The following is a 14,686-nucleotide window of genomic DNA, read 5'->3' as shown; positions in this document are numbered from 1 at the left end:
GTCCGGGGCCTGTCGCTGTGCGCAGGGCGAGCGGGTTCAGGCAGAGCGGGTTCTGGCAGAGCGGGTTCAGGACACGGTGGCGGCCATTGCGCCGCCGCCGGTGGCGACCGGGCCGCTCGGCTTGGGGGCGGAGAAGGGCGGCGTGTCCTGACGGCACGTCGTTCCGGCCGGCGGAAGCGTGCCGTCGACGAAGTAGCGGCTCTCGTGGTCCTGGACGCAGGTGCTGGGGTTCAGCAGCGCGGTGTGTCCGTACCCCTCGTTGGTGAGCAGGCGGGCGTCGGCCAGCTCTTCGGCCATGGCCCGCGAGTTCGGGTAGGCGGTGGAGGGGTCGTAGGCGGTGCCGACCACCAGGACGGGGTTCGCGGTCTGCTTGTTCCAGGGTCCGGTGTAGCGGCCGGGGGAGGCGGGCCAGGTGGCGCACCCCGCGGCCGCCCAGGTCCAGAAGCGTCCGGCGTCGCCCGCACGGGCGGCGGAGGCTTCCTCCAGGGCGTGGTAGACACCGGGGTCACGCGGATTGGGGCTGTCGCCGCAGAGCACCGCGGCGGCCTGTTCCTCACCCAGGTACGGATTCGGATCCGGGACCGGCGGTGCGGGCGGGAAGGGGGCCGGCTCCGGGGCGCGGCCCTGCCACAGAGCCTCCAGCCGGCCGGCGAGGTCGGCCCACCCGCTGACGAGGTAGAGGCCGTTCACCGCGTCGGCGACCGTACGGGCGTAGGTCCACGTGTCCACGGGCTTCTTCCGGAGCCGCTGTGTCAGCTCGTCGAACTTGTCCCGGGTGGCTTTCGGAGTACCGGCGGAGAAGGCGCAGCGGGCGGTGGTGGTGGAACCGCACAGGTCGAGGAACTTGTCCAGGGTCGCTGCCGCGCTGCGGTCCGATCCGACGCGCAGGAACGTCGTGAGCCGGGCGTCGTCGGACGCGTGGTTCGTCCAGGCCTGGGGGCCGATGTTGCTGTCGAGGGTCATGGCCCGGACCTTGCCGGGGAAGAGATTGGCGTAGGTGGCGCCCAGGATCGTGCCGTAGGAGATCCCGTAGTAGTTGAGCTGCGGCTCCCCCACCGACCGGCGGAGCTGGTCCAGGTCACGGGCGGTGTCGGCGGTCGACACATGGCTCAGGAGCTCGGGGTCCTTCTGCCGGCAGCGCTGGACCAGGTCCTTGTACGCGGCGATGAAGTCCGTCCGCTCCTTCTCGCCCACCGGGAAGCCCGCCGCTTTGCTCGCGTTCCAGTCGGCGGCCTCCTGGGGACTCGCGAAGCAGTTCACCGCGGTGCTGCTGCCGATTCCGCGGGGATCCCAGCTGACGATGTCGAACCGCTCCCGCACCTCGCGCGGGAAGAACTCGTAGTTCTGGGGCATCTGAACCGTCCCGGGCCCGCCGGGGCCGCCGGGGTTGAAGAACAGGGTGCCGACGCGCCGTCCGGGGCCGGTCGCCTTCCGTCTGACGACGGCCAGCTCGATGGTGCGACCACCGGGGTTCTTGTAGTCCAGCGGCACCTTCGCGGTCGCGCAGTCGAACGGACTGTCCTGGACGCAGGGTCTCCAGTCCAGCTGCGGGGCGGGTACCGAAGGTGTGGGCGCACCGCCGGCGGCGACGGGGTCCTGCCCGGTCAGTACGGTCGAGCAGGACATCACCGCGGCGACGACGGCGGCGTGACGTCGCCGACCCGATATGAATGCGCGCAGGGGGTGTGCAGGCATGCTCCGGCCTCTCTCTGGTGACTGAGCGCCCGGGACCGCCGACGAGACCTGGACCCCGGCACGCATCCGTGTCAACAACACCGCGGTCCGGTACCGCGCGCGAGGCAACCGCAGCCGAATGGCCGATCTCCCGCGTCCCGGCTACGTGCGCGCCCGACGCCGGGGAGTCCGGGGCCGTTTCGGGGTCTTCCTGGGAGCCGGCTCGGCCGCCCTGGAGAGGGTCGCCCGGACCGCCGAATCCGCACGCGCGCGAGCCCCGGCCCCCCGTGGTGGGGATCCGGGGCTCGCTCAGCCGTCAGCCTTCAGCCTTCAGCCTTCAGAGTGTGCGGTGGACCTTGGAGTTGGAGGCCTGGGCGCGGGGGCGGACCACCAGGAGGTCGATGTTGACGTGGCTGGGGCGGGTGACGGCCCAGGTGATCGTGTCGGCCACGTCGTCGGCGGAGAGCGGGGCGTCGACGCCCGCGTAGACCTTGGCGGCCTTCTCCGTGTCGCCGCGGAAGCGGGTGGTGGCGAACTCCTCGGTCTTGACCATGCCGGGCGCGACCTCGATCACGCGGACCGGGGTGCCGACGATCTCCAGACGGAGGGTTTCCGCCAGCACGTGCTCGCCGTGCTTGGCGGCGACGTAACCGCCACCGCCCTCGTACGTGGAGTGGCCCGCCGTCGAGGAGAGGATCACGATGGTGCCGTCCCCGCTCTCGGTGAGGGCGGGGAGCAGGGCCTGGGTGACATTGAGCGTGCCGATGACGTTGGTCTCGTACATCTGGCGCCAGTCGGCCGGATCGCCCGTGGCGACCGGATCGGCGCCCAGTGCCCCGCCGGCGTTGTTGACCAGGACGGCCAGGGACCGGAAGGCGGTGGCGAATTCGTCGACCGCCGCACGGTCGGTGACGTCCAGGGCGTACGCCGTCGCCTGGTGTCCCGCCTCGGTGAGCTCGGCCTCCAGTGCCTCTATGCGGTCCTTGCGGCGTGCGGTGAGCACCACGCGGTATCCGGCGGCGGCCAGCTGCCTGGCGGTCGCGGCACCGATGCCGCTGCTCGCGCCGGTGATGACGGCGATGGGGGTGGCGGCCATGCGAACTCCTCGGACAGCTGATCGGTACGGGGCCAGGATAGGCGGGCGCGCCTGGTGCGAGTTCAGTGGTCGCGGGGGGCGTACATGATCAACGCCATGCCGGCCAGGCAGATCAGTGCGCCGGTCACGTCCCAGCGGTCCGGGCGGTAGCCGTCGGCGACCATGCCCCAGGCGATCGAACCGGCGACGAACACCCCGCCGTACGCCGCGAGGATGCGGCCGAAGTCACCGTCCGGCTGGAGTGTGGCCACGAACCCGTACGCACCGAGGGCGATGACGCCCGCGCCGATCCAGATCCAGCCGCGGTGCTCGCGCACGCCCTGCCAGACGAGCCAGGCGCCCCCGATCTCGAAGAGCGCGGCTACGACGAAGAGTGCGACGGAACGGGCTACGAGCATGGAGCCCAGCCTGGCACGCGGCGCGGAGGAACCGATCGGCGGGAGCGTACGCATGAGCCTGGGTGCGTGGGCGCCTGGGCGTGTGGACCTGCGGGCGTGTGGGCCAGGTGCTGACGGTGGGCCGTGCGAGTGGGGGATGCGCGGCGAACCGGTCCTTAAATAGGGATGATTGTGACCTATCGGTATGTTCGGCGCATGCGAGTGACGCGTAGAGCAGTGCTGAAGGTGCCCGCCGTGGCGGCGATGGCGGCGGCTGTGGTGCTGGGCCCGGGACTGTCCGCCGTGGCCGAGCCGGCACCGCGAGGGATTGCGCCGGAGGCGGACGTGGCCCACCATGGCCGCGTCTCGCTCCAGGAGGAGCGGATGGGCGTCCAGCTGCGGACAGGGAACCGGGGGCCGTCTCCGCTCGCCGACGCGACCGTGCGGCTGCGCTTCTCCGTGCCGCTCGCGGCCCGGCAGCGGTTGCCCGAAGGCTGCCTGCGCAGCAGCAGCCGGACGGTGCTGTGCGGGACCGGTCCGCTGCGCGTGGCCGGGGAGGCGCGCCGCACCGCCCTGGGTCTGCGCTTCACGGGCCGGCCGGCCGAGGTCGTGGTGAGGGTGGACACCGTGTGGAACGGCGGCGCGAGCGACCGGAACCGGCGGAACGACACGCATGAGGTGCTGGTCCTTTCCACGAATGACGCGTACGCCTTCTGAGTCCGCGGAACCGGACCGCCTTGAGCGCCCTGAGCCGGACCGTCGTCGGGCGGTCATCGGCCGAGGGCCCGTCGCAGGTCTTCGGGCTAGCGGTGCTCGCTCGCCCAGGCGATGTATCCGTCGGGGCGGATGAGCAGGGTGGTCGTGCGGCTGTCCGTCCAATGCGCGTGGACGAGTGGGGCCGGTCCTGCGCCGGTGGGGGCGTCCGGCGGTGTGACCAGGACGAAGGAGCCGTCGCGAAGGAGCTCCAGCAGGCGCCCTTCGGCGAGCCGGAGGTCGGGGGCACGGGTGCCCGTGAGGCGGTGGCTGCCCTTCGGCGCGGCGTAGGAGATCCCGACGCCGGAGATCCTTCCGATGACCTTGTCCGAGGCCGGCCGCACGGCGGACAGCGCGTGGGTGAGGGCGGTCCGCGCGAGCCGCTGCAACGGGGTCCTGGCCATGGCGAGGCGGACGATCGCACCGCTGGCACGCAGGACCTGGGAGCCGACCGGATGCCTCTCGGCGTGGTAGCTGTCGAGCAGTGCTCCGGGGTCGGCGGAATGCCCACGCAGGACGGCCGCGAGCTTCCAGGAGAGGTTCGCCGCGTCCTGGAGACCGGTGTTCATGCCCTGGCCGCCCGCCGGGGAGTGGACATGGGCGGCGTCTCCGGCGAGGAAGACCCGGCCGGTGCGGTAGGCGGGCACCTGGCGTTCGTCGCTGTGGAAGCGTGAGACCCAACGGGCGTCGTGCATCCCGTAGTCGGTGCCGAGTGCGACACGGGCGATCTCGCGCAGCTCTTCGAGCTCCACGGGGTCGCTGTCGTCGGCCTGGTGGGTGCGGTTCCAGCCCATGACGCGGTACCAGCCGTCCCCGAAGGGGGCGATGAAGGCGAAGGCGTCGCCCGAGCCGTTGACCGTGAGTAGCCCGGAGGGTGCCTCCTTGAGCCGGACATCGGCCAGGACGATGGACCTGATCACGGCCTCACCGGGGAAGGGCAGGCCGAGGGCCTGGCGAACGGAGCTGCGCACTCCGTCCGTTCCCACGAGGTACCGGGCCTCCACGGTCGAGCGGGCCCCGTCGGCGCCGCGTATCTCGGCGGTGACCGTGTCGCCGGCGGCGGACTGGCTCAGGCCGAGCAGCTCCGTCCCGTACCGGAAGTCCACGCCCGCCTTGAGCGCGCGGTCCCTCAGCAGCTGCTCGACCTCGTACTGCGGGGTGATGAGGAGGAAGGGGAAGCGGCTCCGCAGCCGGGCGAGGTCGAGCGAGAGCCGGCCGAAGAGCCGCATCCGGGTGAGGGGCGTGCCGGTCGCGATCAGTGCGTCGGCGAGCCCCCGTGTGTCGAGCAGCTCCAGGGTCCTGGCGTGCACGGCGAAGGCGCGGGTCGGATTGCCCGCCTCACGCGGCCGGCGCTCGACGAGGGTGACCGACAGGCCCTGGGCGGCGAGGTCGCCCGCCAGGAGCATGCCGGTGGGACCCGCGCCCACGACCAAGACGTCAGTGGGGTCGGAGTAGCTGGATCCGGTGCTGGACGTGCCGGTCATGACGGCCTCCGAATGGCTCATGCCAACGCTTGTTGGTCAACGCTTGTTGGCAACAGTAGGAGGGTGGCCCTGGCTTGTCAACGCCTGTTGGCCTACGATCGTTGGCATGACAGCGCACGCCCCCTCCGCCCCACGCCGTTCGGACGCCACCAAGGCGGCGATCCTCGAAGCCGCCCGTGAGCGGTTCGCCGCCGACGGCTACGAGCGCGCCACCATCAGGGCCATCGCCCGTGACGCGCGTATCGACCCGTCCATGGTGATGCGCTACTACGGCTCCAAGGAGGGGCTGTTCGCCGCCGCGTCCGCGATCGACCTGCGGCTCCCCGGCCTGGGTGCGCTGCCCGGCAAGCACGTCGGTGCGGTGCTCGTCGGGCACTTCCTGGACCGCTGGGAGCAGGACGACGTGCTGACCGGCCTGCTCAGGGTCGGCGTCACCAACGAAGCGGGGGCCGAGCGGATGCGTGCCGTCTTCGCCGAGCAGCTGGGGCCGGTCGCCGCCGGCGTCTGTCCCGATCCCGCCGATGCCCCGCGTCGTGCGGCGCTCGTCTCCTCGCAGATCCTGGGTATGGCGCTCGCGCGGTACGTCCTGCGCATCGAGCCGGCCGTCGCGATGTCCCGGGAGGAGATCATCAGCTGGCTCGCGCCCACGGTCCAGCGCTATCTGACGGCCGAGCAGCCCTGAGGACGGGGTGCCCGCCGCCCCTCAGGCCGTCGGCGCCTGGCTCCCCGTCCCGCCGAATTCGCGTACGGCGTCCGCCACGATGGCTTCCAGGCGGGCGTGGTGGGCCCCCCGCCAGTACACCCGCCCACAAGCGGTGCACTGCGCGAACACGTCGTAGGACGCCTGTGTGCCTTGTTCCAGGTGGGGGCTCACGGAGTCCTTGTCGGCCTCCGCGAGCTCCCCGTTGCAGGCGGAGCAGCGTGTCCACGGCGCGAGCACGGGGGCGAAGCGGCCCAGGACGTCGCGGAGCTGCTCCTCGGGCCGGTCGCTGTAGACGTACGCACCCGCCCAGATCTCCCTGCGCCGGAGCAGCCCCCGGTCGCGGGAGAGCATGACGCGTCGTTGCTCCGCCGAGAGGGAGGCCAGCGCCGGGTCACCGATGTCCTCGCTCTCGTAGGCGGCGTCCACGCCCAGGAGCCGCAACCGCCGGGCGAGTGTGCCCAGATGGACGTCGAGCAGGAAGCGCAGTGGTGCGCCGGGGACCCGCTGCGGGCGTTGCACCGCCCGCACCTCGACCAGTTCGCCCGCGCCGGGGATGTGTGACACGGGCACGGGGCGGCCGTCGACGAGGAGCTGTCCGGCCTCGGTGAGCGGGATGCCGAGGGACTCCACGACGTGCCCGAGGGTCGACGAGCCGTCGGTGGTGACGGCCGTGCGTCCACGGCGGCGGTCGTGGGCGACGAAGAGCCGCAGTTCGGGGGCTACTTCGAGGGTGATCTCGGGTCCGTTCACCTGGTCAGGATGCCATTGCGCGGGGCGCGGCAGCGAGAGGTTTCCGACCGGGGCAGGGCGTCGTACGCGTCGCCCCTGGGACGCCGCACCCACGACGGACGTGTCAGTGCTGCGCGAAGGCCGTCGGGGGGACACCCACCGTGGCCGTGAAGTCCCTGACCAGGTGCGCCTGGTCGCTGTAGCCGAGATCGGCGGCGAGTCCCGCCCAGTCGGGCTCGGGGTCCGTCCCGGCGCGCTGCAGCGCCTCGTGGATGCGGTGGCGGAGGATGACCCACTTGGGCCCGACCCCCACATAGGTGGAGAACAGTCGTTGCAGCGAGCGCACGGAGAGTCCTCCCGCGCGGGCCAGGGCGTCGACCCGGAGCAGCGAGCGGTCCGTGCGCACGAGCTCGGCGAGCTCCGTCGCGAGCTCCGCCTGCGGGTCCGGCGAGGGAAGGAGAGGGAGCAGATACGAGTCCAGTGCCGCGACCCGGGCGTCCTCGTCGGCGGGATCGAGCACGGCCGGCGCCGTCGCGGAGGCGGAAGGTTCGTGCTCGGGGGCGGAAGGTCCGTGCTCGGGGGCGGTGAGCGCCTCGTCGGCGGGGACCCGGCGCCCGGTCCACTCCGAGACGGGCCGCCCGGGAGCGAACGGCCGGAAGGCGCCGGGGCGGAACTTCACGCCGCACACCCGCCCCCTGCCCTCCAGCCGCTGGCTGAACAGGCCCTGCACGATGCCGTAGACCTCGGCGAAGCCGGCCCGCTCCGCCTCGCTGCCCGACTCGATGCGCTGGAAGACCAGGTGGACGCTCGGGTGCGGCACCACCTGCGAGGTGTACGGCTCCGAGAGGTCCCAGTCGATCAGCCAGTAGTGCTCCAGATGGGGCCGCAGGTCGGGGGCGGGGTCACGGAGGCGGAAGTGGACGCGGGTGAACAGCTCCGGGGCGTCGACGATGCCCCGCGTCTCCCGTCGGGGTCCGCTCATGGTCGGATCCTAGGTCGCACGCGGGCCGCCCTGTCGTGTTTCTTCAAGACGTCGTGTCCGGCAGGGTGCATCGTCGGAAGCATGAAGACGATCAGCGAACTTCTTGAAGGAGCCGCCACGCAGGCGGTCCCCGTCGTGCGGGGAATCGACGACGCCCAGCTGGCCGTCGGTACACCGTGCAGTGAGTACGACGTCCGGGCCCTGCTGAACCACCTCTTCCTCGTGATCGGGAATTTCCAGGCCCTGGCGGTCAAGGGATCCACCGACTTCAGCCGGACGGATGACGTCGTCACGGGGGACTGGCGCGGCCGGTTCGACGACGAGACGGCGCTGCTGGTGAAGGCCTGGGCCGAGCCTGGTGCGGAGGAAGGGGCACCCGGAAGCATGGGGATCCCGGCCAGAACGGTGGGGCTCATGGTGCTGGGGGATCTGACCGTGCATGCCTGGGACCTGGCCCGGGCGACGGGCCAGGACTTCGAGCCGGACCCAGCCGTGGTGGCGGAACTGGAGCCGGGGCTGGCCGCGATGGCCCCGCAGGCCCGGGAGATGAAGGTGTTCGGCGAGCCGTTCCCCGCACCGCCCGGGGCTACGGCCTTCGAGCGGGTGCTGGCTGTGACGGGCCGTGATCCGGGCTGGCGTCCGTCCGGCCGCTGACGGCGGGCGTGTGCCCGGCCGGATGCGGGGTGGCCGGGTCGGTGTAGAGCCTGCCTAGGGCGGCGTACGCGCTGTCGATGACGGCCTCGGCCAGGAGCAGCGCCTCGCGTGAGGCGAGACGGGCGGCCCGGCGCGTGTACGGCGACGGGGGGTGCCGACGCTGCCGCCGGCAGTCGCAGACGGCGTACACCCCGCTCGCGACGACCACTGCCGGGACGGTCAGAGTCAGCAGCAGGTCATCCATGCAGGGGGCCTCCTCGGGAGTCGTGCTCCTTGCATCGGCAGACCCGGCGGTGCGACTGAAGATCACTCTTCGGCCAATGAATGGCCGAAGGGGGCCCCTCCGCTCCCCCGCAGCGGACCGAACGCGGGGGTCACGCTTCCCGCAGCAGGGCGGGAGTGCACCCCGGGGGCAGGCTTCCGGCGGGCGAGAGCGCCCCGGGGGTCACGCCTCCGGCGGCACGCTCCGGTCCAGGCGTGTGCGCAGGGTCAGGGCGAACTCCTCCGCCCGCGCCAGCTGGACCCGCAGTTTCGCGACCTGCTCGGCCGCGGACCGCTCGTACGCGCGGACCCTGTCCAGGAGTTCGTCGCGCTCGCCCGGCGCCGGCTCCTCGCCGTCGTCGAGGCGGTCGAGCGCTCCCAGCAGGTCCCGCATCTCGTCCAGGGTGAAGCCGAGTGGCTTCATCCGGCGGATGACCATCAGCCGTGCCACATCGGCCTCGGTGTACAGCCGGAACCCGCCGCGGGAGCGGGCCGAGGGAGTCACGAGCCCGGTCTCCTCGTAATGCCGGATCGTGCGCAGCGACAGCTCGGTGCGCGCGGCGACCTCGCCGATCTGCATGTGTTCGCTGCTCACGGTGCGCATGTGTCCTCTCGACTCCCGCCGTGACCACGGGAGGACGGCGTTCCCATCTCTACCCTAACGTCAGGGTAGAGTTGCTCGATGTCAGTTGCCCGGGGCCGACGACGCCTCCGGCGCGGTCCGGCGCGCGATGCGATCCGGATCCCGGCGCGGTCCGGTGTCCGGTGGAGCGCGTGTGATCCTCGCAGCCGCTCACCGCGATCCCCGACGGCAGCTGTGCGCCCCATGCTTCCGTCCGTCCGCCCCCATGCTTCCGTCCGCCGTCGCGGACGATCCGCGGGACGCCCTCCGGCCTCCGCGTCCTTTGCACGCCCCGGTCCGCCGGGGGATGCCCGAGCAACGACAGGTCACGCCTCCCTTGTCCTCATCCGTACTCTCCCAGGCCGGCCGGCTGCGCGGTTTCCGGCCGTCCTGGCTGTCCCCGAAGGTCTTCCGTACGGAGGCCCTGGCCGGTCTCGTCGTGGGGCTGGCGCTGATCCCCGAGGCGATCTCGTTCTCGATCATCGCCGGGGTCGACCCGGCCGTCGGTCTGTTCGCCGCCTTCACGATGGCCGTCGTCATCTCCCTCGTCGGCGGCAGGCCCGCGATGATCTCCGCGGCGACGGGCGCGGTCGCCCTCGTCATCGCCCCGCTCAACAGGGAGCACGGATTCGGATACCTGATCGCGGGAGTCATCCTGGGCGGGGTCTTCCAGGTCGTCCTCGGCGCGCTCGGTGTCGCCAAGCTCATGCGGTTCGTGCCCCGCAGTGTGATGGTCGGCTTCGTCAACGCGCTGGCGATCCTGGTGTTCATGGGCCAGATCCCCGAACTGAGCGACGTCCCCTGGCCGGTGTATCCGCTGGTCATCGGCGGGCTGACCCTGATGGTGCTGTTCCCGAGGATCACCCGGGCGGTCCCGGCCCCGCTGGTCTCCATCGTCATCCTGACCGCGATCACCGTCGCCGCGGGCATCGCGGTACCGACGGTCGGCGACAAGGGCGAGCTGCCCTCGTCGCTGCCGGTGCCCGGTCTGCCGGACGTGCCGTTCACCCTGGACACCCTCACCACCGTCGCCCCCTACGCGCTGGCCATGGCGCTGGTCGGCCTGATGGAGTCGCTGATGACGGCCAAGCTGGTCGACGAGATCACCGACACCCACTCCAGCAAGACCCGTGAGTCGATCGGCCAGGGCATCGCCAACATCGTGACCGGTTTCCTCGGCGGCATGGGCGGCTGCGCCATGATCGGCCAGACCATGATCAACGTGAAGGTCTCCGGCGCGCGCACCCGGCTGTCCACGTTCCTCGCGGGCGTCTTCCTGATGGTGCTGTGCATCGCGTTCGGGCCGCTCGTCTCCCGGATCCCGATGGCGGCCCTCGTCGCGGTGATGGTCATGGTGTGCTTCGCGACCTTCGACTGGCACTCCATCGCGCCCGGGACCCTGAGGCGGATGCCCGCCGGCGAGATCGTGGTCATGGTGATCACTGTGGTCTGCGTCGTCGCCACCGAGAACCTCGCCGTGGGCGTCGTCGTCGGCTCGGTCACCGCCATGGTCATCTTCGCCAGGAGGGTCGCCCACGTGGCCGATGTCACGTCGGTAACCGACCCGGACGGGGAGCGGGTCGTCTACTCCGTCTTCGGGGAGCTCTTCTTCGCCTCGTCCAACGACCTCGTCGGGCGGTTCGACTACGCCGCCGATCCCCGACTGGTCGTCATCGACCTGACCGCGGCGCACATCTGGGATGCCTCGGCCGTCGCGACGCTGGACGCCATCACCACGAAGTACGAACAGCGCGGGAAGAGTGTCGAGATCATCGGTATCGACGAGCGGAGCGCCGACCTCCACGGCGCCCTCAGCGGCCGGCTCGCCGGTGGCAACTGAGGCGCTCGGAGGCCTGGACGGGGCGCCCTCGCGGAACGGGGGAGCTCGCACGGGGGCCCGCCGAGGGGGGTGCGCCGGGCCGGCTCGTCCGGAGCGGGGCGGACCGTATCAGGCATTCAGCGCGACCTGTGTGCCTCCCGTGAAGGTACCCGGCAGAGACGATGCACGCGCTGCTCCGCGTCCTTCACGGCGCAGGTGGGTGGGTTGCCATCCGCGCCCCGGCTGGGCAATGGTTGCCGAAGGGAAAGTACTTTTCGTCCAGTTGGAAGGTGGTGCGACTCGCCCCAGGCGGGTCCCCCCTCATGGCTCCTCCGAAGGAATCCATCGCAACGAGAACTCAGCAACCGCCCACGCCCGACCTGTGGGGCCCGGCCCCGTACGCCGTGATCGTCGTCGACAGGGACGGAAGGGTCAGCGACTTCAACGCGGCCGCCGCCTCGCTCCTGGAAGGCGCGGCCCCGGGTGCCGCACTGTCGCGGACGGTGCCGCCCTGGCTGGCACGTGCTCACGAGAGATCGGTGAACTCCACCGTTCGCCCGGCCGGTGACGACCCGGCCTCCGAACCGCGCCGCCCCGTGTTCCGCGGGCGGATCGGCGCGCGGAGCTTCGAGGCGCGTCCGGCCCCCAACGGGGACGGCGACGTGGTCTGGTGGCTGGTCGACGACACCGACAGGCGGCTCGTAGAAGAGGAACTGGCCACGGAGCGGGAGCGCACCGCCTTTCTGGCGGAAGCCTCGAACGTCCTTCTGGCGTCGCTGAACACCGACCGCTGCATGCAGGTCACCGCCCAACTCGCCTCCCGGTACCTCGCCGAGGCGGCCGTCGTCATCGTGCCCGCCGCAGGGCGGAAGCTGCCCATGGCGTACGCGGTCGAGGGCCGGACGGCGGTCCGCGGCACGGTGACGGCGGACCCCGCCCTCGTGCCCGGACTGAGCGAGGCGCTGCAGGGCTTCCCGCCCGTCCCGTCCCGGTGGATCGACCCCGCGTCACTGCCGGACTGGCTGATTCCTGAGGAATTCATCGGCACCGTCGGATCGGCCGCCGTCACCCCGTTGCCGGGCCACGGCGTCCCGGCAGGCGTCCTGGTGCTGCTGCGCGGCACGGATTCCACCGAGTTCAACGAGAACGAGGAGGTCTTCGCCCGGCTGTTCGCGGCGCGGGCCGGTGCCGCCCTGTCCGCCGCGCGGCTGTACGCGGAGCAGAGCGACATAACCCGGACCCTCATGCGCGATCTGCTGCCGCCCCGGCTGGGCCGGGTCAACGGAGTGGAGTTCGCCGGTGGTTACCAGCCCGCCGCCGCGCGGGACCGGGTGGGCGGCGACTTCTACGACGTACACCCGGGCAGCACACCCGAGGACACGTCCCTGGCGGTCCTCGGTGACGTGTGCGGAAAGGGCCTGGACGCAGCGGTGCTCACCGGCAAGATCCGCAACACGCTCCAGGCGCTGACGCCGATGGCGGACGACCACGAAGGGATGCTGCGGCTCCTCAACGGGGCGCTCCTCAACTCGCACCACACCCGCTTCGCGACCCTGGTGCTGGCTTCGGTCCGGCGCGAGGAGAACCGGGTGCGCCTGCGCCTCACGTCAGCGGGCCACCCCGCTCCCCTGGTGATCCGCAACGACGGCCGGGTGGAGGAGATCCAGACCCGGGGGACCCTGGTCGGGGCGCTGCCCCACATCGAGGCGCGCACCGTGGAGACCGACCTCCATCCGGGTGAGACGTGTCTGCTCTACACCGACGGCGTCACCGAGGCCCGCGGCGGGCCCCTCGGCGACGAACTGTTCGGGGAGGAGCGGCTGATGCGGGCCATGGGGGAGTGCGTGGGCATGCCGGGCACGGCCGTGGTCGAGCGTGTGCAGATGCTCGCGTCCCAGTGGCTCCACGACGGCCGTCGCGACGACATGGCGCTCGTCGCGATCACGGCTCCGCCGACCACCCATCTGAGCGCGGTGAACGGCCACACTCGGGGCAGGTACACGACATGAGCACAGACATCCTTGCCGCGCCCGAGGTGCGTGGCCTTCAGGACCGGTTGTGGACCGCGATGACCGACCGGGACGAACACGCCGCCGCAGCGGTCGTCCTCACCGCGCTGGACGGCGGGATCGACGCGGAGACCGTGCTGATGGACGTCATCGCTCCCGTGCAGACGCGGGTCGGCACCGAGTGGGCGGCCAACCGCCTCAGCGTGGCTCAGGAACACGCGGCGAGTGCCATCGCCGAGCGGGTCATCGGCGCGCTCGCCCACCACCCGGCCGTGCGCACGACGCCGCGGCTGGGCCGGGTCACCGTGGCCTGCGTGGACCAGGAATGGCACGTGCTGCCGGCCCGTCTGCTGGCCGAGGTCCTCTCGCTGCGCGGGTGGCAGGTCGACTTCCTCGGGGCCCAGGTGCCCACGCCCCACCTCATCGGGCACCTGCACAACAACGGTGCGGACGTGGTCGCGCTGTCCTCCTCGATCCCCACCCGGCTGCCCACCGCGCACGCGGCCATCACCGCCTGCCAGGCCGTGGGAGTGCCCGTACTGGCGGGCGGGGCGGCGTTCGGGCCCGAAGGCCGGTACGCGCACCGGCTGGGTGCCGACGCCTGGGCGCCCGACGCACGCTCCGCGGCGCGCCGCATCGCGGACGGCATCCCGGTGCCGGTGCCGGCCGCCGGAAGGCAGCAGATAGACGATCTGCCGCACCTGGGCGACCAGGAGTACACCCTCGTCGTCCGCAGCAGGACGCAGCTCGTGCGGGAGGTGCTGGCAAAGCTGGAGAGCCGATTCCCCGAGGCGGCGGCCTACACCGAGCAGCAACGCGAGCACACGGCACAGGACATCGCCCACATCGTCGAGTACCTGGGCGTGGCGCTCTACATGGACGACGACGAGCTCTTCACCGGCTTTCTGACGTGGACCGCGGGCATCCTCGACGCCCGACGGGTTCCGGCCGCGTCCCTGCGGCCGGTCCTCGACGTCCTGGGGACGGAGCTCAAGGACTTCCCCCGATCCACCCGGCTGCTCGACGAGGCGCGCACCGTCCTGGACGCCTTCCTGGCACCCGCCGGCCACAACCCCGGAGCTTCGGATGACCGATCTGCCCTGTCCGCCCTTCACCCTGGAAGTTGAAGCCGCTCCGGGTGCCGTACGTCTGCGTCTCGTCGGCGACCTGGACTACGACACCAGTGAGCAGCTCGTGGAGAGTGCCCAGGCCTGCCTCGCCGCCGACCCGGCCCTGCGCGACCTCGTCCTGGACTGCTCACGGCTGCGGCTGTGCGACTCGAGCGGTGTCTCAAGCCTTCTGCTGATCCACCGCGGCACGACGTCCGGCGGTGTCGTGCTGCATCTGGAGAACGCGCCCGCCTTCCTCCGCCGGATCCTGGACGTCACCGGGATCCTGCACCTCTTCGCCCTTGACGGGGCCGGCCGGCAGGCCGAGCGGGCGCAGGACGGCCCGCCGCCCGGCGTCGACCGGTACCGGACCGTTCCTCCGCCCGCCCCCTCCGGCTGACGTGACGTCACGTC

At 71.8% G+C, this 14,686-nt stretch carries 15 protein-coding genes; 7 read left to right on the top strand and 8 right to left on the bottom strand.

The window, feature by feature from the left end:
• Nucleotides 1–66: 66 nt before the first annotated feature.
• From ACFWFI_RS30775 to ACFWFI_RS30765, 3 genes are all read right to left on the bottom strand, one after another.
• The gene (locus tag ACFWFI_RS30775) at nucleotides 67–1,695 is read right to left on the bottom strand and encodes an alpha/beta hydrolase (protein WP_387396483.1); all 1,629 of its coding nucleotides are present in this window, start codon (nucleotides 1,693–1,695) and stop codon (nucleotides 67–69) included.
• Nucleotides 1,696–2,011: 316 nt separating this feature from the next.
• Entirely contained in the window at nucleotides 2,012–2,770 is a 759-nt protein-coding gene (locus ACFWFI_RS30770; protein WP_387396481.1) for an SDR family NAD(P)-dependent oxidoreductase, read from the bottom strand.
• Nucleotides 2,771–2,832: 62 nt separating this feature from the next.
• The gene (locus ACFWFI_RS30765; RefSeq protein WP_103760135.1) at nucleotides 2,833–3,168 is read right to left on the bottom strand and encodes a YnfA family protein; all 336 of its coding nucleotides are present in this window, start codon (nucleotides 3,166–3,168) and stop codon (nucleotides 2,833–2,835) included.
• Nucleotides 3,169–3,363: 195 nt separating this feature from the next.
• Here ACFWFI_RS30765 and ACFWFI_RS30760 point away from each other — a divergent pair, with 195 nt between their 5' ends.
• Nucleotides 3,364–3,864 (top strand): hypothetical protein, encoded by a 501-nt coding sequence (locus ACFWFI_RS30760; protein ID WP_387396479.1) that lies wholly within the window; start codon nucleotides 3,364–3,366, stop codon nucleotides 3,862–3,864.
• 86 nt (nucleotides 3,865–3,950) lie between these two features.
• Here the strand turns inward: ACFWFI_RS30760 and ACFWFI_RS30755 are convergent, their stop codons facing one another.
• Nucleotides 3,951–5,405 carry an FAD-dependent oxidoreductase gene (locus ACFWFI_RS30755; protein WP_387396477.1) on the bottom strand — a complete coding sequence of 485 codons (1,455 nt, stop codon included), beginning with the start codon at nucleotides 5,403–5,405 and terminating at the stop codon, nucleotides 3,951–3,953.
• A gap of 85 nt (nucleotides 5,406–5,490) precedes the next feature.
• Between ACFWFI_RS30755 and ACFWFI_RS30750 the strand changes: the two genes are divergently transcribed.
• A complete protein-coding gene (locus ACFWFI_RS30750; RefSeq protein ID WP_387396475.1) occupies nucleotides 5,491–6,066 on the top strand; it encodes a TetR/AcrR family transcriptional regulator in 576 nt (191 codons plus the stop codon).
• A gap of 21 nt (nucleotides 6,067–6,087) precedes the next feature.
• Here ACFWFI_RS30750 and ACFWFI_RS30745 read toward each other — a convergent pair whose 3' ends face one another.
• Nucleotides 6,088–6,837: a Mut7-C RNAse domain-containing protein gene (locus ACFWFI_RS30745; RefSeq protein WP_387396473.1), complete on the bottom strand. Its 750-nt coding sequence runs from the start codon at nucleotides 6,835–6,837 to the stop codon at nucleotides 6,088–6,090.
• Between the two features lie 103 nt (nucleotides 6,838–6,940).
• Complete coding sequence (locus ACFWFI_RS30740; RefSeq protein WP_387396471.1) at nucleotides 6,941–7,798, bottom strand: DUF6597 domain-containing transcriptional factor; 858 nt, start codon at nucleotides 7,796–7,798, stop codon at nucleotides 6,941–6,943.
• Nucleotides 7,799–7,879: 81 nt separating this feature from the next.
• Here ACFWFI_RS30740 and ACFWFI_RS30735 point away from each other — a divergent pair, with 81 nt between their 5' ends.
• Entirely contained in the window at nucleotides 7,880–8,452 is a 573-nt protein-coding gene (locus ACFWFI_RS30735; RefSeq protein ID WP_387396469.1) for a TIGR03086 family metal-binding protein, read from the top strand.
• On the opposite strand, the gene ACFWFI_RS30730 is transcribed toward ACFWFI_RS30735, so the two are convergent.
• Entirely contained in the window at nucleotides 8,385–8,696 is a 312-nt protein-coding gene (locus ACFWFI_RS30730) for a hypothetical protein (protein ID WP_387396467.1), read from the bottom strand. The genes ACFWFI_RS30735 and ACFWFI_RS30730 overlap by 68 nt on opposite strands.
• A 201-nt stretch (nucleotides 8,697–8,897) precedes the next feature.
• The gene (locus tag ACFWFI_RS30725; RefSeq protein ID WP_387396465.1) at nucleotides 8,898–9,317 is read right to left on the bottom strand and encodes a MerR family transcriptional regulator; all 420 of its coding nucleotides are present in this window, start codon (nucleotides 9,315–9,317) and stop codon (nucleotides 8,898–8,900) included.
• 355 nt (nucleotides 9,318–9,672) lie between these two features.
• On the opposite strand from ACFWFI_RS30725, the gene ACFWFI_RS30720 reads away from it, so the two are divergent.
• The 4 genes from ACFWFI_RS30720 to ACFWFI_RS30705 all read left to right on the top strand — a co-directional run bounded on the left by ACFWFI_RS30720 (nucleotide 9,673) and on the right by ACFWFI_RS30705 (nucleotide 14,672).
• A complete protein-coding gene (locus ACFWFI_RS30720) occupies nucleotides 9,673–11,175 on the top strand; it encodes a SulP family inorganic anion transporter (protein WP_387396463.1) in 1,503 nt (500 codons plus the stop codon).
• 302 nt (nucleotides 11,176–11,477) lie between these two features.
• Nucleotides 11,478–13,163, top strand: coding sequence for a SpoIIE family protein phosphatase (locus tag ACFWFI_RS30715; RefSeq protein ID WP_387396462.1), 1,686 nt, complete (start codon nucleotides 11,478–11,480; stop codon nucleotides 13,161–13,163).
• Entirely contained in the window at nucleotides 13,160–14,290 is a 1,131-nt protein-coding gene (locus ACFWFI_RS30710; protein ID WP_387396459.1) for a cobalamin B12-binding domain-containing protein, read from the top strand. The genes ACFWFI_RS30715 and ACFWFI_RS30710 overlap by 4 nt, the downstream gene beginning before the upstream one ends.
• Nucleotides 14,250–14,672 (top strand): STAS domain-containing protein, encoded by a 423-nt coding sequence (locus ACFWFI_RS30705; protein WP_387396457.1) that lies wholly within the window; start codon nucleotides 14,250–14,252, stop codon nucleotides 14,670–14,672. The genes ACFWFI_RS30710 and ACFWFI_RS30705 overlap by 41 nt, the downstream gene beginning before the upstream one ends.
• The last annotated feature ends 14 nt before the right edge of the window (nucleotides 14,673–14,686 follow it).

It is taken from the genome of Streptomyces sp. NPDC060209, from assembly GCF_042728155.1.
Lineage (GTDB): Bacteria > Actinomycetota > Actinomycetes > Streptomycetales > Streptomycetaceae > Streptomyces.
Note: the sequence above shows the minus strand (reverse complement) of the source record. Positions and strands in the feature narration are given on the sequence as shown.

Coding starts and splice junctions, on each gene's coding strand:
- ACFWFI_RS30775 (WP_387396483.1), bottom strand. CDS start 1,695: ATGCCTGCACACCCCCTGCGCGCATTCATATCGGGTCGGCGACGTCAC.
- ACFWFI_RS30770 (WP_387396481.1), bottom strand. CDS start 2,770: ATGGCCGCCACCCCCATCGCCGTCATCACCGGCGCGAGCAGCGGCATC.
- ACFWFI_RS30765 (WP_103760135.1), bottom strand. CDS start 3,168: ATGCTCGTAGCCCGTTCCGTCGCACTCTTCGTCGTAGCCGCGCTCTTC.
- ACFWFI_RS30760 (WP_387396479.1), top strand. CDS start 3,364: ATGCGAGTGACGCGTAGAGCAGTGCTGAAGGTGCCCGCCGTGGCGGCG.
- ACFWFI_RS30755 (WP_387396477.1), bottom strand. CDS start 5,405: ATGAGCCATTCGGAGGCCGTCATGACCGGCACGTCCAGCACCGGATCC.
- ACFWFI_RS30750 (WP_387396475.1), top strand. CDS start 5,491: ATGACAGCGCACGCCCCCTCCGCCCCACGCCGTTCGGACGCCACCAAG.
- ACFWFI_RS30740 (WP_387396471.1), bottom strand. CDS start 7,798: ATGAGCGGACCCCGACGGGAGACGCGGGGCATCGTCGACGCCCCGGAG.
- ACFWFI_RS30735 (WP_387396469.1), top strand. CDS start 7,880: ATGAAGACGATCAGCGAACTTCTTGAAGGAGCCGCCACGCAGGCGGTC.
- ACFWFI_RS30730 (WP_387396467.1), bottom strand. CDS start 8,696: ATGGATGACCTGCTGCTGACTCTGACCGTCCCGGCAGTGGTCGTCGCG.
- ACFWFI_RS30725 (WP_387396465.1), bottom strand. CDS start 9,317: ATGCGCACCGTGAGCAGCGAACACATGCAGATCGGCGAGGTCGCCGCG.
- ACFWFI_RS30715 (WP_387396462.1), top strand. CDS start 11,478: ATGGCTCCTCCGAAGGAATCCATCGCAACGAGAACTCAGCAACCGCCC.
- ACFWFI_RS30710 (WP_387396459.1), top strand. CDS start 13,160: ATGAGCACAGACATCCTTGCCGCGCCCGAGGTGCGTGGCCTTCAGGAC.
- ACFWFI_RS30705 (WP_387396457.1), top strand. CDS start 14,250: ATGACCGATCTGCCCTGTCCGCCCTTCACCCTGGAAGTTGAAGCCGCT.